Source organism: Streptomyces sp. NPDC026673 (assembly GCF_040638135.1).
In the GTDB taxonomy this organism is placed as follows: Bacteria; Actinomycetota; Actinomycetes; order Streptomycetales; family Streptomycetaceae; genus Actinacidiphila.
In genome coordinates, this window is the sequence record NZ_JBEZXR010000030.1 from 15446 (window position 1) to 38933 (window position 23488).

General features: G+C 71.3%; 24 protein-coding genes. 10 read left to right on the plus strand and 14 right to left on the minus strand.

The features are described from left to right. Positions 1–83 precede the first annotated feature (83 nt). The 5 genes from AB0F62_RS21030 to AB0F62_RS21050 all read left to right on the plus strand — a co-directional run bounded on the left by AB0F62_RS21030 (position 84) and on the right by AB0F62_RS21050 (position 5140). Positions 84–1016 carry a cellulose-binding protein gene (locus tag AB0F62_RS21030; protein WP_089225107.1) on the plus strand — a complete coding sequence of 311 codons (933 nt, stop codon included), beginning with the start codon at positions 84–86 and terminating at the stop codon, positions 1014–1016. A 132-nt stretch (positions 1017–1148) separates the two neighbouring features. Further along, on the plus strand, positions 1149–2135 hold the full coding sequence (locus AB0F62_RS21035; protein WP_361800909.1) for an ABC transporter ATP-binding protein: 987 nt from the start codon (positions 1149–1151) through the stop codon (positions 2133–2135). 1 nt (position 2136) lies between these two features. Further along, the gene (locus tag AB0F62_RS21040; RefSeq protein WP_361800912.1) at positions 2137–2913 is read left to right on the plus strand and encodes an ABC transporter permease; all 777 of its coding nucleotides are present in this window, start codon (positions 2137–2139) and stop codon (positions 2911–2913) included. A gap of 113 nt (positions 2914–3026) precedes the next feature. Further along, complete coding sequence (locus AB0F62_RS21045; protein WP_361800915.1) at positions 3027–4274, plus strand: ABC transporter ATP-binding protein; 1248 nt, start codon at positions 3027–3029, stop codon at positions 4272–4274. Positions 4275–4408: 134 nt separating this feature from the next. After that, complete coding sequence (locus tag AB0F62_RS21050; RefSeq protein WP_361801117.1) at positions 4409–5140, plus strand: ABC transporter permease subunit; 732 nt, start codon at positions 4409–4411, stop codon at positions 5138–5140. Positions 5141–5183: 43 nt separating this feature from the next. Here the strand turns inward: AB0F62_RS21050 and AB0F62_RS21055 are convergent, their stop codons facing one another. Beyond that, positions 5184–5507, minus strand: a complete 324-nt coding sequence (locus AB0F62_RS21055) for an ATP/GTP-binding protein (protein ID WP_361800917.1) — start codon at positions 5505–5507, stop codon at positions 5184–5186. A gap of 212 nt (positions 5508–5719) precedes the next feature. Between AB0F62_RS21055 and AB0F62_RS21060 the strand changes: the two genes are divergently transcribed. Continuing rightward, a complete protein-coding gene (locus tag AB0F62_RS21060; protein WP_361800920.1) occupies positions 5720–6745 on the plus strand; it encodes an LLM class flavin-dependent oxidoreductase in 1026 nt (341 codons plus the stop codon). Between the two features lie 53 nt (positions 6746–6798). On the opposite strand, the gene AB0F62_RS21065 is transcribed toward AB0F62_RS21060, so the two are convergent. Next, entirely contained in the window at positions 6799–7191 is a 393-nt protein-coding gene (locus AB0F62_RS21065) for an SCO5389 family protein (RefSeq protein WP_361800923.1), read from the minus strand. Between the two features lie 186 nt (positions 7192–7377). On the opposite strand from AB0F62_RS21065, the gene nucS reads away from it, so the two are divergent. After that, positions 7378–8040, plus strand: coding sequence for an endonuclease NucS (gene nucS, locus AB0F62_RS21070; RefSeq protein ID WP_361800926.1), 663 nt, complete (start codon positions 7378–7380; stop codon positions 8038–8040). An 88-nt stretch (positions 8041–8128) separates the two neighbouring features. On the opposite strand, the gene AB0F62_RS21075 is transcribed toward nucS, so the two are convergent. From AB0F62_RS21075 to AB0F62_RS21085, 3 genes are all read right to left on the minus strand, one after another. Next, positions 8129–10609 (minus strand): ATP-binding protein, encoded by a 2481-nt coding sequence (locus tag AB0F62_RS21075; RefSeq protein ID WP_361800929.1) that lies wholly within the window; start codon positions 10607–10609, stop codon positions 8129–8131. Between the two features lie 361 nt (positions 10610–10970). Next, the gene (locus tag AB0F62_RS21080) at positions 10971–11294 is read right to left on the minus strand and encodes an STAS domain-containing protein (RefSeq protein ID WP_018563514.1); all 324 of its coding nucleotides are present in this window, start codon (positions 11292–11294) and stop codon (positions 10971–10973) included. Positions 11295–11483: 189 nt separating this feature from the next. Beyond that, the gene (locus tag AB0F62_RS21085; protein ID WP_361800932.1) at positions 11484–12332 is read right to left on the minus strand and encodes a 3-hydroxyacyl-CoA dehydrogenase family protein; all 849 of its coding nucleotides are present in this window, start codon (positions 12330–12332) and stop codon (positions 11484–11486) included. Between the two features lie 241 nt (positions 12333–12573). Here AB0F62_RS21085 and AB0F62_RS21090 point away from each other — a divergent pair, with 241 nt between their 5' ends. From AB0F62_RS21090 to AB0F62_RS21100, 3 genes are all read left to right on the plus strand, one after another. Beyond that, positions 12574–13146, plus strand: a complete 573-nt coding sequence (locus AB0F62_RS21090; protein ID WP_361800935.1) for a cob(I)yrinic acid a,c-diamide adenosyltransferase — start codon at positions 12574–12576, stop codon at positions 13144–13146. A 670-nt stretch (positions 13147–13816) separates the two neighbouring features. Beyond that, complete coding sequence (locus AB0F62_RS21095) at positions 13817–15016, plus strand: histidine kinase (protein WP_361800938.1); 1200 nt, start codon at positions 13817–13819, stop codon at positions 15014–15016. Then, positions 15013–15663: a response regulator transcription factor gene (locus tag AB0F62_RS21100; protein WP_361800941.1), complete on the plus strand. Its 651-nt coding sequence runs from the start codon at positions 15013–15015 to the stop codon at positions 15661–15663. Before AB0F62_RS21095 ends, AB0F62_RS21100 begins: the two co-directional genes overlap by 4 nt. Before the next feature lie 139 nt (positions 15664–15802). Here AB0F62_RS21100 and AB0F62_RS21105 read toward each other — a convergent pair whose 3' ends face one another. From AB0F62_RS21105 to atpB, 9 genes are all read right to left on the minus strand, one after another. Further along, positions 15803–16249 (minus strand): DUF2550 domain-containing protein, encoded by a 447-nt coding sequence (locus tag AB0F62_RS21105; RefSeq protein WP_361800944.1) that lies wholly within the window; start codon positions 16247–16249, stop codon positions 15803–15805. A 99-nt stretch (positions 16250–16348) separates the two neighbouring features. Next, positions 16349–16729, minus strand: coding sequence for a F0F1 ATP synthase subunit epsilon (locus tag AB0F62_RS21110; protein WP_361801120.1), 381 nt, complete (start codon positions 16727–16729; stop codon positions 16349–16351). A 123-nt stretch (positions 16730–16852) separates the two neighbouring features. Next, entirely contained in the window at positions 16853–18295 is a 1443-nt protein-coding gene (atpD, locus tag AB0F62_RS21115; RefSeq protein WP_361800947.1) for a F0F1 ATP synthase subunit beta, read from the minus strand. A gap of 2 nt (positions 18296–18297) precedes the next feature. Next, positions 18298–19215, minus strand: coding sequence for a F0F1 ATP synthase subunit gamma (locus AB0F62_RS21120; protein ID WP_361800950.1), 918 nt, complete (start codon positions 19213–19215; stop codon positions 18298–18300). Positions 19216–19217: 2 nt separating this feature from the next. Continuing rightward, positions 19218–20789 carry a F0F1 ATP synthase subunit alpha gene (gene atpA, locus AB0F62_RS21125; protein WP_361800953.1) on the minus strand — a complete coding sequence of 524 codons (1572 nt, stop codon included), beginning with the start codon at positions 20787–20789 and terminating at the stop codon, positions 19218–19220. Between the two features lie 89 nt (positions 20790–20878). Beyond that, entirely contained in the window at positions 20879–21694 is an 816-nt protein-coding gene (locus tag AB0F62_RS21130; RefSeq protein ID WP_361800956.1) for a F0F1 ATP synthase subunit delta, read from the minus strand. Further along, entirely contained in the window at positions 21691–22236 is a 546-nt protein-coding gene (locus tag AB0F62_RS21135) for a F0F1 ATP synthase subunit B (RefSeq protein ID WP_361800959.1), read from the minus strand. Before AB0F62_RS21135 ends, AB0F62_RS21130 begins: the two co-directional genes overlap by 4 nt. A gap of 44 nt (positions 22237–22280) precedes the next feature. Further along, on the minus strand, positions 22281–22529 hold the full coding sequence (atpE, locus tag AB0F62_RS21140; protein ID WP_361800962.1) for an ATP synthase F0 subunit C: 249 nt from the start codon (positions 22527–22529) through the stop codon (positions 22281–22283). An 80-nt stretch (positions 22530–22609) separates the two neighbouring features. Then, positions 22610–23440: a F0F1 ATP synthase subunit A gene (gene atpB, locus AB0F62_RS21145; RefSeq protein WP_361801123.1), complete on the minus strand. Its 831-nt coding sequence runs from the start codon at positions 23438–23440 to the stop codon at positions 22610–22612. Between the last annotated feature and the right edge of the window lie 48 nt (positions 23441–23488).

Consider the following 23488-nt stretch of genomic DNA (forward strand, 5'->3'; position numbering starts at 1 on the left):
CTGGACAGTGACTGTAAGACACGCCGCTTGGGCCCCTAGGATTCCCCCTATCACCCCACCCGGTCTGAATTGACAGGAACCCCATGAGCGACACTTCCTCCCCCTTCGGCTTCGAGCTCGTGCGGCGTGGATACGACCGCGGGCAGGTGGACGACCGCATCACCAAGCTCGTCGCCGACCGTGACAGCGCACTGGCCCGCATCAATGCGCTGGAGAAGCGCATCGAGGAACTCCACCTCGAGACCCAGAACGCGCAGGCGCAGGTCAACGATGCCGAGCCGTCCTACGCCGGTCTCGGCGCGCGCGTGGAGAAGATCCTCCGCCTCGCCGAGGAGGAGGCGAAGGACCTGCGCGAGGAGGCCCGCCGCGCCGCCGAGCAGCACCGCGAGCTCGCCGAGTCCGCCGCGACGCAGGTGCGCAACGACGCCGAGTCCTACGCCGCCGAGCGCAAGAGCAAGGCCGAGGACGAGGGCGAGCGCATCGTCGAGAAGGCCAAGGGTGAGGCCGGCCAGCTGCGCGCCGACGCGCAGAAGGACGCTCAGGCCAAGCGCGAGGAGGCGGACGCCCTCTTCGAGGAGACCCGCGCCAAGGCGGCCCAGGCCGCGGCCGACTTCGAGACCAACCTGGCCAAGCGCCGCGAGCAGTCCGAGCGCGACCTGGCGTCCCGTCAGGCCAAGGCCGAGAAGCGCCTCGCCGAGATCGAGCACCGTGCCGAGCAGCTCCGCCTGGAGGCCGAGAAGCTGCGCACCGACGCCGAGCGCCGCGCCCGTCAGACGGTGGAGACCGCGCAGCGCCAGGCCGAGGACATCGTGGCCGACGCGAACGCCAAGGCCGACCGCATCCGCAGCGAATCCGAGCGCGAGCTGGCGGCGCTCACCAACCGCCGCGACAGCATCAACGCCCAGCTGACCAACGTCCGCGAGATGCTGGCCACGCTGACCGGTGCGGCGGTCGCCGCGGCCGGCGCCCCCGCCGACGACGAGCCCGTCTCGCGCGGCGTCCCGGCCCAGCGCTGACGCTCCGCGGAGCCCCTGGCGCGCATCGAGCCCCCCGCCTCCTCGGCGGGGGGCTCGGTCGTGTCCGGGGAGCGCAAACGGGGGCGGGAATTCCGCGTGCATCGCGCGCCGCGGCCAAATAGTGTATGCGGCATGATCGAGCTGCAGGGGCTGACCAAGCGGTACGGGGACAAGACCGCGGTGGATGACCTCACCTTCACGGTGCGCCCGGGGGTGGTCACCGGCTTCCTCGGCCCCAACGGGGCGGGCAAGTCGACAACGATGCGCATGATGCTGGACCTGGACAATCCGACCAGCGGCAGCATCCGCATCGACGGCAAGCACTATCGCGAGCTGCACGAACCGCTGAAGCACATCGGTGCGTTGCTCGAGGCCAAGGCCATCCACGGTGGCCGCACGGCGTACAACCACCTGCTGTGCCTGGCCCAGTCCAACCGCATCCCGGCCCGCCGGGTCGACGAGGTGCTGGAGATCGTCGGTCTCGCGCCCGTCGCCAAGAAGCGTTCCAAGGGGTTCTCCCTCGGCATGGGACAGCGGCTCGGCATCGCCGCGGCGCTGCTCGGCGACCCCGAGATCCTGATGTTCGACGAGCCGGTCAACGGACTGGATCCGGAGGGCATCCACTGGATCCGCAACCTGATGAAGGGGCTGGCCGCGCAGGGCCGCACGATCTTCGTCTCCAGCCATCTCATGAGCGAGATGGCGCTCACCGCCGAGCACCTGATCGTGATCGGTCGCGGAAAGCTCATGGCGGACACGACGATGGCGGACTTCATCGCCGAGAACTCCCGCTCCTACGTCCGCGTCCGCACCCCGGAACCGGAGAAGTTCAAGGACGCGCTGGCGGCCGCGTCGATCACCGCGGTGGCCGGCGACGACGGCGCCTTCGAGATCGAGGGCGCGGAGTCCGCGAAGATCGGTGAACTCGCCGCCCGGAACCAGCTGGTGCTGCACGAACTCAGCCCCCAGCAGGCCTCCCTGGAGCAGGCGTTCATGCAGCTCACCGCCGAGTCGGTGGAGTACCACGCCGGTGGGGCGGCGGCGGAGGCCGGCGAGGCCGTGGCTCCCGCGCCCCAGTGGGGCGCCGCCTGGAACACGAACACCGGAAAGGAAGCCTGACATGGCAGCGACCACCGCTGTTCTGCAGTCGGAGTGGACCAAGGTCAGGACCGTCCGGTCGACCGTGTGGACGCTGGCGTCCGCCGCCGTCCTGACCATCGTCATCAGCGGTCTGTTCTGCCTGCTCTTCCGTACCCAGTGGGACACCATCGAAGAGGGAGCCCGCGCCCAGTTCGACGCCACCGCCCAGAGCCTGTCCGGTCTCTTCCTCGGTCAGCTCGCGCTGATCACCTTCGGCGTGCTGATCATCTCCAGCGAGTACAGCACCGGCATGATCAGGGCCTCGCTCTCGGCGGTGCCGCAGCGTGCGACCTTCTACCTCTCCAAGGTCGCCGTCGCCGCCGGCATCACCTTCGTCCTCGGGGTGATCGTCAGCTTCGTCTCCTTCTTCATCGGCCAGGCCGTCCTCGGCGGTGACCTCGCCACCTCGATCAGCGACCCTGGTGTGCTGCGCGCGGTCTTCGGGGCCGGCCTCTACATGACGCTGATGGTGCTCTTCGCGGTCGGCGTCGCGACGATGCTGCGCAGCCCGCTGGTCTCACTGGGCATCCTCATCCCCTTCTTCTTCCTGATCTCCGGGATCCTCTCGGCCGTGCCGGGCGCCAAGGAGGTGGCCCGGTACTTCCCGGACCAGGCCGGCAGCAAGATCATGCGCGCCACGATCGCCCCGGACGACCCCGCTCCCTACAGCGCGTGGGGCGGACTCGGCATCATGGCGTTGTGGGTGATCGTCGCGCTGATCGGCGGCTACGCGCTGCTGAAGAAGCGGGACGCCTGACCGCTCCCCCGGAATTCGGGCCTCACGGGGGGCGGGAACCGATCCCGCCCCGCTAGCCTCCTAATCCTCATGGGGGGCGAGCGCCGCCCCGAGGACTGTTCGAGGGGCGGAGCATGATCGAGGCAGTCGGCCTCACCAAGACCTACGGCAGCAAGACGGCCGTGTACAACCTGTCGTTCCAGGTGCGCCCCGGCATGGTGACCGGCTTCCTGGGGCCGAACGGCTCCGGGAAGTCCACCACGATGCGGATGATCCTGGGCCTGGACTCCCCGACCGCGGGCCGGGTGACCATCGGCGGCCGGCCGTTCCGGCAGCTGCCCAACGCACCGCGCCGGGTGGGCGCGCTGCTGGACGCCAAGGCCGTGCACGGCGGGCGCAGCGCCCGCCAGCACCTGCTGTGCCTCGCGCAGCTCTCCGGCATCCCGGCCCGCCGGGTGGACGAGGTGCTGGGCGTGGTGGGTCTGCAGGAGGTCGCCGGCAGGCGCTCCAAGGGCTTCTCGCTCGGCATGGGGCAGCGTCTCGGCATCGCGGCCGCCCTGCTGGGCGACCCCGAGATGCTGCTCTTCGACGAGCCGGTCAACGGCCTGGACCCCGAGGGCATCCACTGGGTGCGCCATCTGATGCGCCGGCTCGCCTCCGAGGGCCGTACCGTCTTCGTCTCCTCGCACCTGATGAGCGAGATGGCCCTCACCGCCGACCACCTCATCGTGATCGGCCGCGGGCAGCTGCTCGCCGACATGAGCGTGAAGGACTTCATCGCCCGCAACTCCACCGGGTTCGCGATGGTGCGCACCCCGGACGTCGCGGCGGACCGCGAGAAACTGACGGCGGTGCTCTCCGGGGCGGGCGCGCAGGTGCAGCAGGAGCAGGACGGCGCGCTGCGCGTGACCGGCCTGGAGCTGCCCCGGATCAGCGACCTCGCCCACGAGGCCGAGGTGCGGCTGTGGGAGCTCTCACCCCACCAGGCCTCGCTGGAGGAGGCCTACATGCAGCTCACCAACGGCGCCGTCGACTACCGCTCCACCGCCGACCCCCGGCAGGGCCTGCAGCAGCCCGCCGGGGTGCCCGCGCCCGGCGGCTGGGGCGCGCCCCCGCAGACACCCCAGGCGCCCTACCCGCAGCCCGTTCCGCAGCAGCCGCCGTACGGATACGGCCACCCGGGCCTGCCGCCGCAGCAGCCCCCGGCGCAGCCCTACGCCCCGCCGCAGTCCGGCCCGGGTGCGGGGCCGGCCGCGCCCGTGAACCCGTACGCGCAGCCGCCGGTGCCGCCCGGCACACCCGTGCCGCCGACCGCGCCGGCGGCGTCGCCGGCGCCCGCACCCGCCCCGCAGCCGACCCAGCCCGCCGAGGACGCCCGATGACCGCCCCCGTCTACAGCCCGGCCCCGCAGTTCTCCTCCACCCTCCCGGTGCAGAAGACCCACCTCGGCCACGCGCTGAAGTCCGAGTGGACCAAGATCCGCACGGTCCGCTCCACGATGTGGACGCTCGGCGTCATGCTGGTGCTGATCCTCGGCATCAACCTGCTCGTCGTCGGGCTGGACTCAAGCCAGTACGTCACCGAACCGGTACTCGGCTTCGGCCTGTTCGGCGTGCTGCTCGGCCAGCTCTGCGTCATCACCCTCGGCGTGCTGGTGATCACCTCCGAGTACGGCACCGGCATGATCCGCACGACCCTCACGGCCTGCCCGCAGCGCGGCCGGGTGCTGACCGCCAAGGCGATCGTCTTCTTCGCGCTGAGCTTCACCGTCACCACGGTGGCCTGCGCGCTCTCCGCTCTGATGAACTACGGGGCCTTCGGCGGCCGTGCGGTGGGCGAGAACGACTTCAGGAGCGCCCGGCTCGTCGTCGAGAACGGGCTCACCACGGCGAGCGGCACGCAGTGGCTCGGCGCCACCGTCGGCGTCGGCCTGTACGTGGCGCTGCTGGGGCTGCTGTCGCTGGCCGTGGGTGCGCTGCTGCGGCACTCCGCGGGCGCGATCACCACGATGATGGGCCTGGTGCTCCTGCCACTGATCGTCGCGATCTTCATGCAGGCGGACAGCCTCCGCACGACGCAGCAGAAGCTGATCGAGTACTCCTCCCCCAACGCCATCGCCTCGCTCTACCAGATGCCGATGCTGGAGAACGGGGACGCCGACGGCGTGCGGCAGCTGGTCGTGCTCGCGATCATCACCGTCGTCGCGTTGGCCGGGGCCTACGCGGCACTCGGCAAGCGCGACGTCTGACCCTCACCCTGACCCGGCCGTCCGCCGGGAACCCGTCCCGCGGTCAGTACCGCGGGGCGTTACGGGACCGCTGGAGCCGTGCGCCCCGGCGGTCCCTGGCGTTCCAGCAGGCGGTGTGCCAGTGGCGCCGGTCCTCCACACCGCCGAACTCCGGCCAGGCCACCAAGTGGCCGACGCCCGGCGGGATCTCCTGGTCGCAGCCGGGGCAGCGGTAGTGCTTGCCGCCCGAACTCCCCGCCAGCTGACGGACGATCCACTGCTGGCCCTGCCAGCTCTCCACGCGCTCCGGACCGCGGGCCGGTCCGGCCTCGGGACGCTCCTCGGCTCTGCCGGCGGCGCCCTTGGGGCGGTTTCGGCGCGGGGACACGGGCACACCTCATGCCTTCAGGGGACTCAGGACCGCTTCCCAGCGTACGCGTAGCGCGTACCGCCCCGGGTACCAGGTCGGAGAACCCCCCATTCCGGCCATCGCCTTGAAAATCATGAAATCGCGGAGGCCGGACCGTGCCTTTGGCACGTGTCAGGCGTTAATGCCGGTAGGGGGAGCCGTGTCGGCCACCGAGGAAGGTGTGAAGCACGATGCGTGTCGGTACTTTCGTCCTCGCCGCCCAGTTCCCGGGGCAGGGACCGGGGGAGGCACTGCACCGGGCGGTGCGGTCCGCCGAGGCGGCGGAGAAGGCCGGGCTGGACTCCGTATGGCTGGCGGAGCACCACTTCGTGCCGTACGGCGTGTGTCCGTCCGCTGTGACGCTCGCCGCACTGCTGCTGGGCAGGACCCGGCGGATCGGGGTCGGGACGGCCGTGAGCGTGCTGCCGACCGCGCATCCCGTGGCGCTCGGCGAGCAGGCGGCGCTGCTCCACATCACCTCGGGCGGCCGCTTCACGCTGGGCGTGGGGCGCGGCGGGCCCTGGGTGGACCTTGAGGTCTTCGGGGCCGGGCTGGCCGCCTTCGAGAGCGGTTTCCCCGAGTCGCTGGACCTGCTGCTGCGCTGGCTGCGGGAGCCCCGCGTGGGGGCCTCGGGTGAACGATTCGCCTTCCGCGAGGTCGAAGTGGTGCCGCGGGTGGACGAGTTCGGCGGGCCCGGCGGTCCGCCGGTCGTCGTCGCCTGCACCTCGCCGGGCAGCGTCCGGCTCGCGGCGCGCAGGGGTCTGCCCATGCTGCTCGGCATGCACTGCGGCGACGAGGACAAAGCTGCCATGGTCGCAATGTGGCAGGCGGAGGCGCGCGATGCGGGGCTTTCACCCGAAATGGTGGCGGCGGCGGAACATGTCTCCGCGGGTGTCGTGCAGATCGCGGACCGCCGCGCCGACGCCGTGGAGAGCCTCACCAAGGCGATGCCCGGCTGGCTCCAGCGGGGCCTCGCCGCGCACCGCACCGTCGACGGCCGGCCCCGGACGATGCGCGATCCGCTCGCCTACACCGAACTCCTCTGCGATCTCCACCCGGTGGGCCCGCCCGCGCTGTGCGCCGACCGGCTGGCGGCGACCGCCGAACGGACCGGGATCAACCGCTTCGCCCTCCTCGTCGAGGGCTCCGGCGATCTGGCGGCCACCGAGGAGAACGTGGCACGCCTCGGCAGCGAAGTGCTCCCGCAATTGGCCTGATTGAAACATCAAAGAGCAGTGGTGCGACCAACGGCGGGAGCACCCTGTCCGGTTCAGCAGTCCCGGAACTCCGGGGACTGGTTCAGCAGCTGGGCCCGTACGGAGGTGAAGGTGGCGTAACGCTCGTCGACCGCCGGGTCCAGCGGGAACACCGCGACCCGGTGGCAGTTCTGGAACGCCAGCCGGACCCCGAAGTGCCGCTGCAGGGCCCCCCGTATCGCGTCACTCGCCAGGGCGCGGAGCAGCTGCCCGCGCGCGTGCTCGTCCGGCGGAGGTACCTGGTTGTCGGCGAACTCGCCGCCGTCCACCTTGAGTTGCGCCGCCAGAGAGCTGATCATGTCCCATGCGTAAGGCAGGGAGGTCCGGACGCAGTCGACGAATTCCCGTTCGTCGACCTCGCCTCGCTCGGCCTGTTCGAGGAGGGCCGGTGAGACGTCGAGCGACATGAGTACTCCTCTCGTGACCCCCCTGTCCGAGGAGTCAGACGGACTACGGAGAGAAGCCGCCCAGAGTTCTCCCGCACGACGGCTTCCACCCACAACCGTAGGCCGAGAGGTCCCATGACACTAGGCGGGAGCGCTCACTACAGGCCATTTTCCAACCGCGGCCGGTAGCGAGTAGCGTTGCCGACCATGCGTCTCGTCATCGCCCGCTGCTCCGTGGACTACGCGGGCCGGCTCTCCGCCCATCTGCCGTCGGCGACCAGGTTGCTCCTGGTCAAGGCCGACGGCAGCGTCTCTGTCCACGCCGACGACCGTGCCTACAAGCCCCTGAACTGGATGTCGCCGCCCTGCACGCTCAAGGAGGGCGAGGACGGGGTCTGGACGGTCACCAACAAGGCCGGCGAGCAGCTGATCATCACCATCGAGGAAGTGCTGCACGACTCCTCGCACGAGCTCGGGGTCGACCCCGGGCTGATCAAGGACGGCGTGGAGGCGCATCTGCAGGAGCTGCTGGCCGACCGCATGGAGGTGCTCGGCGAGGGCTGGAGCCTCGTCCGGCGCGAGTACCCGACCGCCATCGGTCCGGTGGACATCCTGTGCCGGGACGCGTCCGGGGCGACCGTCGCGGTCGAGATCAAGCGGCGCGGTGAGATCGACGGCGTCGAGCAGCTCACCCGCTACCTCGAGCTGCTCAACCGGGACCCGCTGCTGGCGCCGGTGAAGGGCATCTTCGCGGCCCAGGAGATCAAGCCGCAGGCCCGGGTCCTCGCCACGGACCGCGGGATCGACTGCGTCGTCCTCGACTACGACGCACTGCGCGGCATCGAGGACGACAAGCTCCGCCTCTTCTGACGCCAGGTCCCCGCGCGCCGGCGGGATGCACCGCGGCGCGGCCCGGCGGTCCGGAAGACCACCGAGGCCGCGCCGGGACGTACGGCGCTCAGACGATCGTTCCGGCCGTGGAGGACGCCTCCGCCGGGGTGCCGGGGTCCGTGGTCGTGACCGCGGTCTCGGAGGGTCCGCCGGCGCTGGTGGTGTCGCTGGGCTCCGTCGTGCCCGGGGGCGTGGTCGAGGGCTCGCCTGTCGGTGTCGTCGGGGACTCAGTGACCGGCGGCTGAGTCGAATGTGTCGGCGACTTCGTCGGCTTCGGGGGCTTCGTCGTGCTCCCCGGCTTCTTCGTCGGGGACGACTCGCCGTCGCCCGGTTCCTCGGTCTCCCCGCCGCCCGTACCCGGGTCCACCGCGCCGCCCGTCGTACCCGGCGAGGCGGTGGACCCCGGCGTGGTGCCGCTGGACGAAGGACCGGGCTTCCGCTGGGTGGTTCCCGGGCTCGGGATGTCCTCGGCGGGGAGGCCGTCGTCCGCGCCGTCCTCCTGGGCGGACTCGACGGGCTTGACGTTCATGGGCGTGTTCTGGTCGCCGCCGGAGGCCGTCGTGCCGAGGGTGACGATGGTGCCGAGCACGGCCGCCAGAAGGGCGCCCGCCCCGGCGGCGACGAGGTTGCGGCGGGAGCCGGTCACGGCGAGCCGGCGCGGGGCGGCGGCCGCGGCGGCCAGCCGCTTGCTGATGATCGCCGTGGGCGCCTCGGAGATGTCGGTGCCCGTCGCCGGGGTCTCGACGCCCGCGGGGCCCGTGTCGGACACGGGGCCGCCCGCGCGGTCCACGACCAGCGCGAGGGTGCGGCGACCCACCGTGGTCCCCTGACGGTCCGCGAGAGCGCCGCGCAGGGCTATCGAGGCCTCCAGTTCGCTGCGGGCCCGGTCCAGGTTGCCGAGGCACAGCGCGAGGACGCCGAGTTCGTGGAGGAAGTACGCCTCCTCGGCGACCTCCCCGGAGAGCCGGGCGGCCTCCTGGCCGACGCGCAGCGCGCGTTCCCAGGCGCTCCAGTGCATCGCGGCGGCGAGGACGGGCGCCACCGTACGGGCCAGGAGCACGGCGGCGCTGGTGTGACCGCCGTCGCGGGCGGCGCCGAGGGCGGCGAGAATGGCCTCCGCCTCGGCGGCGACGCGCCCCGGGGTGACCGAGGGGTGCCCGGCCCACCATGCGTAGTGCTGAGCGGCGGCCAGGGCCTGTGGGGAGCCTTCGGAGGCCGCCTCCGCGGCCAGTCCCTCCACGACGGCCAGCTGCCGGCTCACGCCCGCCGCGAGGCGGTGGTGCGCGGCGACCGGAACGGCCAGCCCCACGGCCACGATCTCGCCGAGGGCCGCGTCGCCATGGGTGTCGCCGACCAGCGCCGGCAGATGCGACTGGTGCGGGCACTCGCCGCCGAGGGCCACGGCGAACCGCAGCGCCTCCTGCGCCGAGGCCCCGAGGCGGGACGCCAGCAGCGCGGCGGGCGCGGCGCTCTCGGCGAGCGAGGGCAGCGGCACATGCGACGCCGAAGGGGCCGGCTCGGCGTCGAAGGGCGCGTCGACGGGGAGTTCGCCCGCCGGGTCCACGTCGCCCCACACGGACTCGTCCGCGGCGAGGATCTCCGCTCCGAGGGCGTCGCGCTGCCGCAGCAGCGCACCGGCCTGGACGAAGCGCAGCGGCAGGCCCTCGGACTCGAACCACAGATCGGCCGCCCAGGCGGTCTCCTCCTCCACCAGGGGCCGGCCCGCGGCGAGCTCCAGCAGCTCCAGGCAGGCGACCCGGGTGAGGCCGGGGAGGAAGACCTCCTCGACCAGGGAGTCGGAGGCGGGGGCCGGCACATCGGGCGTGGCCGACATCACGAAGGCGCACTCGGGCGCGGCGGCGAGCAGTTCCTCCAGGGAGGCGCCGCCGAAGTCCAGGTCGTCCAGGACGACGATGGCGCCGACGTCGCGCAGCAGTTCCAGCAGCCGGCTCCGCCCCGGGCGGTAGTCCTCCGCCGCGTAGACGGTGCCGAAGAGCTCCTGCAACAGGTCGCTGGGGGTACGCCGGTAACCGGAGAGCCGGATCACGCCGTCGGGGGCGAGGTCCGCGCAGGCGTCCGCCACCGCGTCGAGCAGCACGCTGCGGCCGGCACCCGAGGGACCGGTGACGCGCACCGAACGGCCCCGGGAGAGCAGCCGCACCAGGCGCTCGCGCTCCTCCGCCCGCTCCAGCAGCGGGAACTCGGGCGCGCGCGGCCCCGGCGGCATCGACGGCCGGCCGGCGGCGGTCAGTGCGGCGCGCTCCTCCGCTCCGCGCCGTTCGGGCAGGGGCACGTCGCCGGGCGCCAGGGAGCTGACCTCGCTGCCGTCGACGGGGTTGAGGGTCAGCTTGCAGTCGCCCACGACGAGTTCGACGACGCGTGGCGCGTCGCCGTCCGCCGTGCCCGCCCCGACCTCGAGGGCGAGCGGGTCGCGCGGCGGCCGCGGGAGGCGCGGGGACGACGTCTCGCCGTCCTCCGCGCCGCCGGACGGTGTCGCGTCGCCGAAGTTCGAGGAGTCCTGTTGTGCGCCGTACTCGTCACCGGTCATGTCGGGTCCGTGTGGGTCCATGAGTCTCCGCCCCCATATGCGTCGCAGCGGGGCCCTACCGGGCCCGCGGTACGCCGTTGGACCGGTCCGGCTCCCCTCCTCGGCGTACGGGGTTGAGGCACGCCGGAACCGAACCCTAAACCTTCCCACAGTATGTGCGAAGCCCAGGGCAGCCATGCCGCCATTGCGTCCGAATCTGTCCGGTGTTGCCGCTTCCGTATCGACACGCCCGGTGGGTGCGCCGGCGCCCGCCGGGCGGTTCTCCGTGGGGGAACGGCCGTTGACCACCCGAGGACGACATGGGGTGCGCCGACGCGGGCGCGGGCGCACCCGACGTCGCGGAGACCCGCCGGACGGAGCCTTAAGTGCGCGGCAGGGCCTCTGCCGCGATGCCCCCCTCGATGACCAGGATGCGGTGCAGCCTGGTCGCGACCAGCAGTCGCTGCATCTGCGCGGGTACGCCCCGCAGGACCAGGCGGCGGTCCGCCCGGCCGCAGCGGCGGTGCGCCCCCATGATGACCCCCAGGCCCGTCGCGTCCCACGAGTCCAGCTCGGTCAGGTCGAGCACGAGGTCGCCGTGGCCGCCGTCCACCGCGCTGTGCAGGACCTTGCGGGCGTCCGCCGCGGTGCGGACGTCGAGGCGGCCCCCGACGACCAGCTCGGCGTGATCGCCCCTGATGTGCATTACGCCTCCCCGTGGAGTGAATGGGTGGAAACTGCCGTGGTTCTACGTAACTGACGGTCCCTCGTACGAAGAGGTTGCCGTCTGTGAGCGAACCGATACCGAATTCACCCTTGCGAGTGACAGGAGGCGCCCGAGGGGCCCAGCCCGCCGGTCAGTCGCACCGGACCGGGCTCTCGGGGTGACGCTCCGTCAGTACCGGTAGAAGCCCTCGCCGCTCTTGCGGCCGAGAGCGCCCGCGTCGACCATGCGCCGCATGAGCTCCGGGGGCGCGAACTTCTCGTCCTGCGACTCGGTGTAGATGTTGCCGGCCGCGTGCAGCAGGATGTCGACGCCGGTGAGGTCCGCGGTCGCCAGCGGGCCCATCGCGTGGCCGAAACCGAGCTTGCAGGCGATGTCGATGTCCTCGGCCGAGGCGACGCCCGACTCGTAGAGCTTGGTGGCCTCGACGACCAGCGCCGCGATCAGCCGGGTGGTGACGAAACCGGCCACGTCCCGGTTGACGACGATGGTCGTCTTGCCGATCTCCTCGGCGAACGCCTTGGCACGCGCCAGGGTCTCGTCGGCGGTCTTGTAGCCGCGGACCAGCTCGCACAGCTGCATCAGCGGCACCGGGGAGAAGAAGTGGGTGCCGACCACGCTCTCCGGGCGCTCCGTCACCGCCGCGATCTTGGTGATCGGGATGGCGGAGGTGTTGGAGGCGAGCACCGCTCCGGCCTTGGCGATCTTGTCGAGGGCCCGGAAGATCTCCTGCTTGACCTCGATCTTCTCGAAGACGGCCTCCACGACGATGTCGGCGTCGGCCGCCGCGTCCAGATCGGTGGTCGTGGTGATGCGGGCGAGCGCGGCGGCCGCGTCCTCGGCGGCGAGCTTCCCCTTGGCGACGAACTTCTCGTAGGACGCCTCGATCCCACCCCTGCCCCGGGCCAGCGCCTCGTCCGTGATGTCACGCAGAACGACCTCGTAACCCGCCTGGGCGGACACCTGCGCGATGCCGGAGCCCATCAGGCCGGCTCCGATGACGGCGAGCTTCTTCGCCACGGCACACACCTATCTTCTCGATGCTGTTGCCGGGACCTTAACGTCGCCTCACGGCGGAGCGCAGCAGGAAGAGAGGCGGGTCACCCTGTGTCCTTCGTCGCACAGTTGAGGGCCACGGCGCCCACTTGCACCCGTACCGCGTCCAGTTTGACCCGGACCGCCCCCGCGGGCGGCCTCCGGGGGCGCCGCCGCCGGCCCGCCGCGGGGCGCGCCCCGGGCGCGGCCTGACTACGCTCGACACATGGTCAATCTGACGCGCATCTACACGCGGACCGGGGACGACGGCACCACCGCCCTCGGCGACATGAGCCGCACGGCCAAGACCGACAGCCGTATCTCGGCCTACGCGGACGCGAACGAGGCGAACGCGGCGATCGGTGTGGCGCTCGCGCTCGGCGCGCTCCCGCAGGAGGTCGCGGCCGTCCTCGTACGGGTCCAGAACGACCTCTTCGACGTGGGCGCCGACCTCGCCACGCCCGTCGTGCCCGACCCCAAGTACCCGCCGCTGCGCGTCGAGCAGTCCTACGTGGACCGGCTGGAGGCGGACTGCGACCGCTTCCTGGCGGAGCTGGAGAAGCTGCGCAGCTTCATCCTGCCGGGCGGCACCCCGGGCGCCGCGCTGCTCCACCAGGCGTGCACGGTGGTCCGCCGCGCCGAGCGCTCCACGTGGGCCGCGCTGGAGGAGCACGGCGAGACGATGAACCCGCTCACCGCCACCTACCTCAACCGCCTGTCCGACCTGCTGTTCATCCTGGCGCGCACCGCCAACAAGGAGGTCGGTGACGTGCTCTGGGTGCCCGGCGAGAACCGCTGACCACCCGTTCGACCCCGCGTCCGCGCGATCGGCGGCCGCGTGGATCCCAGTGATCCAGGCCCTGCGCACCTGCCACGTCCGCGGGGCCCCGGTCCGGCCGGTGTCGCCGGCGAGCGCGGTCGCGAGTTGCGGCAGGACGGCGGCGACCACGGCGGACACCGCCGTACGGCCGAGGAGCCGCCACTCGCGCGCCGCCCGGGCCCTGCCGTACACGGGTGGCCGCGGCGGCTCGGGGCCGTCCGCGAAGCGGTGCGCGAAGCGGGCGTCGGCCCGGCGGATCGCGGAGTGCCCATAACTCGCCGAGAAGCCGGTGTACGCGGCCGCGAGGCCGTGCCGGGCGCCGGCCCCGTACCACCGTGCCGCAGATCGGCCACGGCGGCGGCCAGGAGCACCAGGTCCACCAGGGGCACCAGGGGCACGCACAGCAGCAGCGCCGCACCGGCCCGGGGCCGGCGCGGCAGGTGGCGTACCGCGAGCCCGGCGCCGAGCAGCACCCGGAACGCGACCTCGCAACCGATGATCAGGGTCACCACCATGCCGCGAGGCTTTCCCGTCAGCGGCGGTCCGCGCGTCGTCGGCACTGACGAGACCCGGCTGCATCCTTCGGCGTACGGGACGGTCCGACCCCGGGCCGACGTGCCGCGTCCGAGCCGCGTGCTGTGATGGACCCATGACGACCGCCGGCCGCCCTCGCCCGCATCGCGACGACGCGCTGATCGCCGCGTCCGGGCTGGCGGGTGGCCTGGTGATGTGGGCGTTCGGCCTCTACACCGACTCCGGGAACCATCCGGCGGGCGACCACCGCTGGCTGCCGCTGGTCCCACTGGCGATCATGGCCGGATGTGAACTGCTGCGACGCGCGGCGCCCCGGTGCGCGATCGTCCTCGGCACGCTGACCTTCTGCGCCGACTTCGTGATCGGGTCGCTCCTGGTGACCGTGCTGATGTTCACCGACCTCGTGTACGCCGCCGTCCTGTACGGGCCGAAACGGCTGACCCGGGTCGTACCGGTCGCCAGCGTGCTCACCACGGCGGCCGCCACCGCCACCGCCCTGGCCCTGCGACCGGTCGCCGAGTCCTTGCTGATCGGCGTGATCGGGGCGCTGGTCTCGGTCGCCCCCGCCTGGACCGGCGTGGTCGTGCGCCGGCACCGCGACGAGGCCGCCGCCGAACGCCTGCGCGCGGAGCAGACCGCGCTCCTGGCCGAACTGGACCGCCGGGAGGCGGTGGGCCGCGAGCGGGCCCGGATGGCCCGCGAGCTGCACGACATGGTGGCGGGCCATCTGTCCGCGATCGCCATCCACTCCACCGCCGCGCTGTCCCTGGACCGCCACGAGGGCCCGGGCCGCGAGGCGCTGGCGGTGATCCGGGAGAACAGCGTGCAGGGCCTGTCCGAGATGCGCCGGCTGATCGGGCTGCTGCGCGACTCCGCGGGCGAGGACGGCGAGCCGGCCCCCGTCCCGCGGCTGGCCGGCCTGGACGTACTCCTGGACCAGATGCGCGCGGCGGCCCCGCACTCGGCCTTCGTGCTCCGCGACGAGCGCCCCGGCGGTGCCGCCCCGCTTTCCGCGCCGGTGGAGCTGGCGGCCTACCGCATCGTGCAGGAGTCCCTGACCAACGCCCTCAAGCACGCGTCCCCGGGCGAGGTGCCGGTGCTGCTGGAACAGGATGCCCGGGCGCTCACGGTGACCGTGGCGAGCCCCTGCGGGAACGGTGGGCGGTACTCCTCCGGCCCACGGGCACCTGGCTCGGGAAGCGGGCTGATCGGGATGCGGGAGCGCGCCGAACTGCTCGGCGGCACCTTCGAGGCGGGACGGAACGGAACGACATGGCGGGTGAGGGCGGTACTGCCCATGGAGGGGAACGCATGATCCGGGTGGTCGTCGCCGAGGACCAGTCCGCGGTACGGGCGGGGCTGGTGCTGATCCTGAGGTCGGTGCCGGACATCGAGGTGGTCGGCGAGGCGGCCGACGGGGAGGCCGCCGTCCGCGCCGCCCGCGAGCTGCGACCCGACGTGATCCTCATGGACCTCCAGATGCCCCGGCTCGACGGGGTGTCCGCGACCCGCGAGATCGTCGCCGGGCGGCTGGCCGAGGTCCTCGTCCTGACCACGTTCGACCTGGACGAGTACGTCTTCGGGGCGCTGCGCGCAGGGGCCGCCGGTTTTCTGCTGAAGGACACCGAGGCCGACCGGCTGATCGAGGGCGTCCGGCTGGTCGCCCGCGGCGAGGGGATGATCGCTCCCGCGGTCACCCGCCGTCTGATCGGCGAGTTCGCCCACCCGCGGCCGCGTCCCACGCCCGATCACCCGGCCCTGGGGACGCTGACGCCGCGCGAGCGGGAGGTGCTGGTCTGCGTGGGCGAGGGGCTGTCCAACGCGGAGATCGCGAGGCGCCTGGAGATGGCGGAGGCCACGGCGAAGACCCACGTCAGCCGCATGCTGGCCAAGCTGGAGCTGCGCAGCCGCGTGCAGGCCGCGGTTCTGGCGCAGGAGTTGGGGCTGACCGCGCGGCCGTAGGGCGCCGCCGTCAGGCCACGTTGAGCCGGAGGGACGGCATCAGGCCACGTCGAGCCGGAGCGACAGCTTCAGGCCACGTTGCCCCTCCCCCAGACTTCGTCCGGGGGACCCCCAGCCAGCGGGAGACCGACGGAACCTGTCAGGCCACGTTGACCCGCTGGCCCGGAGGGGCGGCCTCCAGCCAGGCGAGGAAACCGGTGAGGGCGTCGTCACTCATGGCGAGTTCCAGACGTACGCCGCGGTGCTCGCACACCAGGATCACGGCGTCGGAGAGCAGCGCGAGCTCCTCCTGGCCCTCCGGGAGCCGGCGGTGCAGCACCTCGATGGCGGAGCGTTCCAGCACCCGTCGCGGCCGGGGCGCGTAGGAGAAGACCCGGAACCACTCGATCCGGTCACCGCTGTAGCGGGCCACGCCGTAGGCCCACCCCTTGCCGGAGGGCGCTTCGGCGCCGGTGGGCGACATCCGCAGGCTGCAGTCGAACGTGCCGCCGGGCCGCTGGATCAGCCGGCGCCGCAGCCCGAAGACGAACAGCCCCAGCAGCGCCACCGCCACCAGGGCCCCGCACACCTGAAAAGCGAGGATCACGCCCACCGACCTCCTCGCTCCATGTCACGAATAGGGATACTGCAGCCGCGGGACACCCTCACGGGCCTCCCGCGGCTCATGGCCCACCGGGCCGGGTACTCAGCGCGACCCGCTGGTCGCCGCGATCAGCCGGACCTCGGCCCGGCGCTCACCGGCGGCGTCGGCGTCGGCCTTGGCACGCTCCAGGGCCCGCTCCGCACGCTGGACGTCGATCTCGTCGGCGAGCTCGGCGATCTCCGCGAGCACCGACAGCTTGTTGTCCGCGAAGGAGATGAAGCCGCCGTGCACCGCCGCGACGACGGTGCCGCCCTCGCTGGTGCGGACCGTCACCGGACCGGACTGGAGCACGCCCAGGAGCGGCTCGTGGTTCGGCATGACGCCGATGTCGCCGGACTCGGTGCGTGCGACGACAAGAGTGGCCTCGCCGGACCAGACACTGCGGTCCGCTGCGACCAGCTCGACGTGCAGCTCAGCCAAGATGGCTCCTCGGGTCGGCACCCACCGCCGTCCGGCGGGTGCATAAAACAAAGGATAACGGGGGTGCGGCAAGGGGGCGGACACAGGGTCCGCCCCCTGCCACGGTGAGCCGTGAGGCTACGGGCGTCAGCTGACGCCGAGCTCGCGGGCGTTGCGCTCGAGGTCCTCGATGCCACCGCACATGAAGAACGCCTGCTCGGGGAAGTGGTCGTACTTACCGTCGGCGATGGCGTTGAACGCGGAGATCGACTCGTCCAGCGGGACGTCGGAGCCGTCGATGCCGGTGAACTGCTTCGCCGCGTGGGTGTTCTGCGACAGGAAGCGCTCGATACGGCGGGCGCGGTGGACGGTGAGCTTGTCCTCCTCGCCCAGCTCGTCGATACCGAGGATCGCGATGATGTCCTGGAGGTCCTTGTACTTCTGCAGGATCCCCTTGACGCGCATGGCGCACTCGTAGTGGTCCGCCGCGATGTAGCGGGGGTCCAGGATGCGGGACGTCGAGTCCAGCGGGTCCACCGCCGGGTAGATGCCCTTCTCCGAGATCGGACGGGACAGAACGGTCGTCGCGTCCAGGTGGGCGAAGGTGGTCGCCGGCGCCGGGTCGGTCAGGTCGTCCGCGGGGACGTAGATCGCCTGCATCGAGGTGATCGAGTGACCACGGGTCGAGGTGATGCGCTCCTGGAGGAGGCCCATCTCGTCCGCGAGGTTCGGCTGGTAACCCACCGCGGAGGGCATGCGGCCGAGCAGCGTGGAGACCTCGGAACCGGCCTGGGTGAAGCGGAAGATGTTGTCGATGAAGAACAGCACGTCCTGCTTCTGCACATCGCGGAAGTACTCCGCCATGGTCAGACCGGCCAGGGCGACGCGCAGACGGGTGCCCGGGGGCTCGTCCATCTGGCCGAAGACCAGGGCGGTCTTGTCGAGGACCTCCGACTCCTCCATCTCCTGGATGAGGTCGTTGCCCTCACGGGTGCGCTCGCCGACGCCGGCGAACACGGAAACGCCCTCGTGCAGCTTCGCCACACGCATGATCATTTCCTGGATGAGGACGGTCTTGCCGACACCGGCGCCACCGAACAGGCCGATCTTGCCGCCCTTGACGTACGGGGTCAGCAGGTCGACGACCTTCAGGCCGGTCTCGAACATCTCGGTCTTCGACTCGAGGTCCTCGAACTTCGGGGCCTTGCGGTGGATCGCCCAGCGCTCGCCGACGTTGGCGTTCTCCTCGGGGACGTTCAGCACCTCACCGAGGGTGTTGAACACCTTGCCCTTGGTGAAGTCGCCGACCGGGACGGTGATGCCGTCGCCCGTGTCGGTCACCGGGGCCTGGCGGACCAGACCGTCGGTGGGCTGCATGGAGATGGCGCGGACCAGGCCGTCACCCAGGTGCTGGGCGACCTCGAGGGTCAGCGTCTTCTTCTTGCCGTCCTCGGCCGGGTCGGCGACCTCGACGTGGAGGGCGTTGTAGATCTCCGGCATGGCGTCGACGGGGAACTCCACGTCGACGACCGGGCCGATGACCCGGGCGACGCGGCCCGTGGCAGCGGCCGTCTCAACAGTGGTGGTCATGATTAGTCACTCCCCGCAGACGCGTCGGCCAGGGCGCTGGAGCCACCGACGATCTCGCTGATTTCCTGGGTGATTTCGGCCTGGCGGGCCTGGTTGGCAAGCCGCGTGAGCGTCTTGATGAGCTCCTCGGCGTTGTCGGTCGCCGACTTCATCGCGCGGCGGCGGGCGGCGTGCTCGGAAGCGGCACCCTGCAGCAGCGCGTTGTAGATCCGGCTCTCGACGTACCGCGGCAGCAGTGCGTCCAGGACGCCCTCAGCCGACGGCTCGAAGTCGTACAGGGGGAGGATCTCCCCCTCCTTGCGCGCCTCGCCACCGGTGGCGTCGGCGAGCGAGAGCGGCAGCAGCCGCTTCTCCACCGGCGCCTGCGTCAGCATCGACACGAACTCCGTGAAGATGATGTGCAGCTCGTCCACGCCGCCCTCGGCGGTGTCCTTGAGGACCGCCTCGATCAGCGGGTCGGCCACCGACTTGGCGTCCGCGTACGTCGGCTTGTCGGTGAACCCGGTCCACGAGTCCGCGACCGGGCGCTCACGGAAGCCGTAGTACGCCACGCCCTTGCGGCCGACGATGTAGTGGACGACCTCCTTGCCCTCCGAGCGCAGTTGCTCGGTGAGCCGGTCGGCCGCCTTGATCGCGTTGGACGAGTAGCCGCCGGCCAGACCGCGGTCGCTCGTGACGAGCAGCACCGCGGCCCGCGTCGGGTTCTCGGTCTCCGTGGTCAGCGGGTGGTTCGTGTTGGAACCGGTCGCGACCGCGGCCACCGCGCGGGTGAGCTCATCGGCGTACGGGGACGAGGCGTGGACCTGGCGCTGGGCCTTGACGATCCGAGACGCGGAGATCATCTCCATCGCCTTCGTGATCTTCTTGGTCGCGGTGACGGACTTGATGCGGCGCTTGTATACCCGAAGCTGGGCGCCCATGCTCAGCCCTCACCCAGCAGCTTGCCGTCCGAGGTCTCGAACTGCTTCTTGAACTCCGCCACCGCGTCGGTCAGGGCCTCGACGGTGTCGTCGCCGAGCTTGCCGGTCTCGGCGATGCTCAGCAGCAGGTCCTTCTTCTCGCGGCGGAGGTAGTCCAGCAGCTCGCGCTCGAAGCGACGGATGTCCTCTACGGGTACGTCGTCCAGCTTGCCGGTGGTGCCGGCCCAGATCGAGACGACCTGGTCCTCGATCGGGAACGGCGCGTACTGGCCCTGCTTCAGCAGCTCGACCATGCGCTTGCCGCGCTCCAGCTGCGCCTTGGAGGCCGCGTCCAGGTCGGAACCGAAGGCGGCGAAGGCCTCCAGCTCGCGGTACTGGGCGAGGTCCACGCGCAGACGGCCGGCGACCGACTTCATGGCCTTGATCTGCGCCGAGCCACCGACTCGGGAGACCGAGATACCGACGTTCAGCGCCGGGCGCTGGCCCGCGTTGAACAGGTCGGACTCCAGGAAGCACTGGCCGTCGGTGATGGAGATAACGTTGGTCGGGATGAACGCCGAGACGTCGTTGGCCTTGGTCTCGACGACCGGCAGACCGGTCATCGAGCCGGCACCCAGCTCGTCGGAGAGCTTGGCGCAGCGCTCCAGCAGACGGGAGTGCAGGTAGAAGACGTCACCCGGGTAGGCCTCACGGCCCGGCGGGCGGCGCAGCAGCAGGGAGACGGCGCGGTAGGCGTCGGCCTGCTTGGACAGGTCGTCGAAGACGATCAGGACGTGCTTGCCCTGGTACATCCAGTGCTGGCCGATGGCCGAACCGGTGTACGGGGCGAGGTACTTGAAGCCGGCCGGGTCGGACGCCGGGGCCGCCACGATCGTGGTGTACTCCAGGGCGCCGGCCTCCTCCAGCGAGGCGCGCACGCCCGCGATGGTGGAGCCCTTCTGGCCGATGGCGACGTAGATGCAGCGGACCTGCTTCTTCGGGTCGCCGGAACGCCAGTTGTCACGCTGGTTGATGATCGTGTCGATCGCCAGGGCGGTCTTGCCGGTCTGGCGGTCGCCGATGATCAGCTGACGCTGACCACGGCCGATCGGGGTCATCGCGTCGACGGCCTTGAGGCCGGTCTGCATCGGCTCGTGCACGGACTTACGGGCCATGACGCCGGGAGCCTGGAGCTCCAGGGCGCGGCGGCCGTCGGTCTCGATCTCGCCGAGGCCGTCGATCGGGTTGCCGAGCGGGTCGACGACGCGACCCAGGTATCCCTCGCCGACCGCGACCGAGAGCACCTCACCGGTGCGCTGCACCGGCTGGCCCTCCTCGATGCCGCTGAACTCGCCGAGGACGATCGCACCGATCTCGCGCTCCTCGAGGTTGAGGGCGAGACCGAGGGTGCCGTCCTCGAACTTCAGCAGCTCGTTCGCCATCGCCGAGGGCAGACCCTCGACCTTGGCGATACCGTCGCCGGCCAGGCTGACCGTTCCGACCTCCTCGCGCGAGGCCGCGTCCGGCTTGTACGACTGGACGAAGTTCTCCAGCGCGTCCCGGATCTCCTCCGGCCGGATCGTGAGCTCCGCCATCTGGGTTCCCTGCTCTCCTTGTTGGGCCCGAAGTATTCGCTACGGCCCAACTCGGGCCGCTGATACTGCTCTTTGAGTTGGTGGCTGGTTCAGCCGGCCATCCGCCGGGTCGCCTCTGCGAGGCGGTCCGCGATGGTCCCGTCGATGACCTCGTCGCCGACCCGAACCGTGATGCCGCCGCGGACCGCGGGGTCCACGTCGAGGTTCAGATGCACCTGCCGGCCGTAGATCGTGGCCAGCGCGGCGCCGAGGCGCTGCTTCTGCCGGTCGCTCAGCGGTACCGCCGAGACAACGACGGCAACCGTTCGGTTACGGCGCGTCGCCGCCAGCTTGGACAGGGCGTCGATCCCTGCCTCCAGGCTACGGCCTCGCGGGTGGGCGACGAGACGGACCGCGATGCGCTCGGTGACCGGGTTGACCCGGCCGTCCAGCAGCGAGTGCAGCAGGTCCGACTTGGCCCGGGCGCCGGCGGCGCGGTCGGTCAGCGCCGCCCGCAGCTCACTGCTGCCGGAGACGATGCGACCAAAGCGGAACAGCTCGTCCTCGACGTCGTCGAGGGAGCCCGCACGCTCCGCGGCGATCAGGTCGGCGCTGTAGGACAGCTCCTCCAGCGCGTCGGCAAGATCACGCGACTGCGACCAGCGGCTGCGGACCATGCCCGAGACCAGGTCGGACGCCTCACCGCCGATCTGCCCGCCGAGGACCGCCTGCGCCAGGCCCGCCTTGGCCTCACCGGGCTTGGCCGGGTCGGTCAAGGCGCGGCGCAGCGAGCCCTCGCGGTCGAGCAGCCCCGTGACGGCGGCCAGCTCCTCGGCGAGCTTCGCCGCGTCGACGGACGTGTTGTCCGCCAGCGCGTCGAGACGCTCGCGCGCGGTGGCCAGTGCCTCGCGGCTCGCTCCGTTCATCGCGCGGCCTCGGCCTTCTCCTCGAGCTCGTCGAGGAAGCGGTCGATCACACGGCTCTGGCGGGCGCTGTCCTCGAGGGACTCACCGACGATCCGGCCGGCCAGGTCGGTCGCGAGCTTGCCCACGTCCTGGCGCAGCGCGTGCGCGGCGGACTTGCGGTCCGCCTCGATCTGGGCGTGGCCGGCCGCGATGATCTCCTCGCGCTGCCGCTGGCCTTCCGCACGCATCTCGGCGATGAGCGCGGCGCCCTGCTCCTGCGCCTCCTGGCGCAGACGCGCGGCCTCGTGGCGGGCCTCGGAGAGCGACTGCTTGTACTCCTCGAGGGTCCGCTGAGCCTCGGCCTGTGCGGCCTCGGCCTTCTCCATGCCGCCCTCGATGGCCTCGCGGCGCTCCTCCAGAACCTTGTTGATGTTCGGGAGCAGCTTCTTCGCGAGGAAGAAGAAGACGATGGCGAAGGCGATGAGACCGATGACGAGCTCTGGGATCGGCGGGATGAGGGGGTTCTCCGCCTCCTCGGCCGCCAGCTGTGCCAGGGCGTTCACATCAGTGCCTTCCGTCGAAAGGGGTTGGTCTCGTCAGCCCGGACTCAGGAGGTCGGGTAGACGAACGGCATGACCAGACCGATCAGGGCGAGCGCCTCACAGAAGGCGAAGCCGAGGATCTGGTTGGCACGGATCAGGCCGGCGGCCTCGGGCTGGCGGGCGAGCGCCTGCGTGCCGTTGCCGAAGATGATGCCGATGCCGACGCCGGGGCCGATGGCAGCGAGGCCGTAGCCGATGGAGCCGAGGTTGCCCTTGATTTCGACACCAGCGGCGAGGGTCTGCAGAACGGACATGCCGGTTCTTCCTTCTCTTTCACGGACCGGTGGGGGTTGGCCACCGGACAATCGGGGGGTGGTGCGGGCGGTCAGGCTGCTCAGTGGTGCTCGGCGAGCGCGCCCTGGATGTAGGAGCAGGCCAGGAGGACGAAGACGTACGCCTGGACGGCCTGGATGAAGAGCTCGAAGGCGGTCATGACGATGACCATCACGAACGAGACACCGGCGTAGGCGATGCCGACGCCGTTGAGCAGGTACCAGCTGGCGATGGTGAACAGCAGCAGCAGGACGTGCCCGGCGAACATGTTCGCGAAGAGTCGCACGGCGTGGGTGAAGGGCCGCACGATCACGTTGGAGAGGAACTCCAGGCCGACGACCATCGGCAGCACCGCGCCGAGGGACTTGTCGTAGCCGGTGATGTTCTTCCAGCCGCCTACGAAGCCGTGCTTCTTGAAGGTCAGCGAGATCCAGGTGATGTACACGATCGCGGCGAGCGCGGCCGGGTAGCTGATGATCGCCGTCACCGGGAACTGGGCGATCGGCACGATCGACCACAGGTTCATGATCCAGACGAAGAAGAACAGCGAGACCATCATCGGCACGTACTTCTCGCCGTCGCGCTTGCCGATCGTCTCGTAGACGATGCCGCGGCGCACGAAGTCGTAGCCGGCCTCGGCGACCATCTGCAGCTTGCCGGGGACGACCTTCGGCTTGGCGAAGGCGATCCAGAAGAAGCCGACGATCACGATGCTGCCGAGCAGCGCCAGAAGCATCGTCTTGTTGAAGTAGACGCTGCTGTCCCCGTCGCCGATCAGCGGCTTGAAGAGGAAGGAGTGCAGGCCGGGGGCCGGGAAGCCGCACCCGTCGAAGATGTGGCAGTTCGTCTCGAAGGCGAGCGTCGTTACATCACTCACCGAGAGCTCCTTCAGCGTGGCGCATAGGTACGGCAACCTCTACGTGTCGGCGCGGCACGTGGC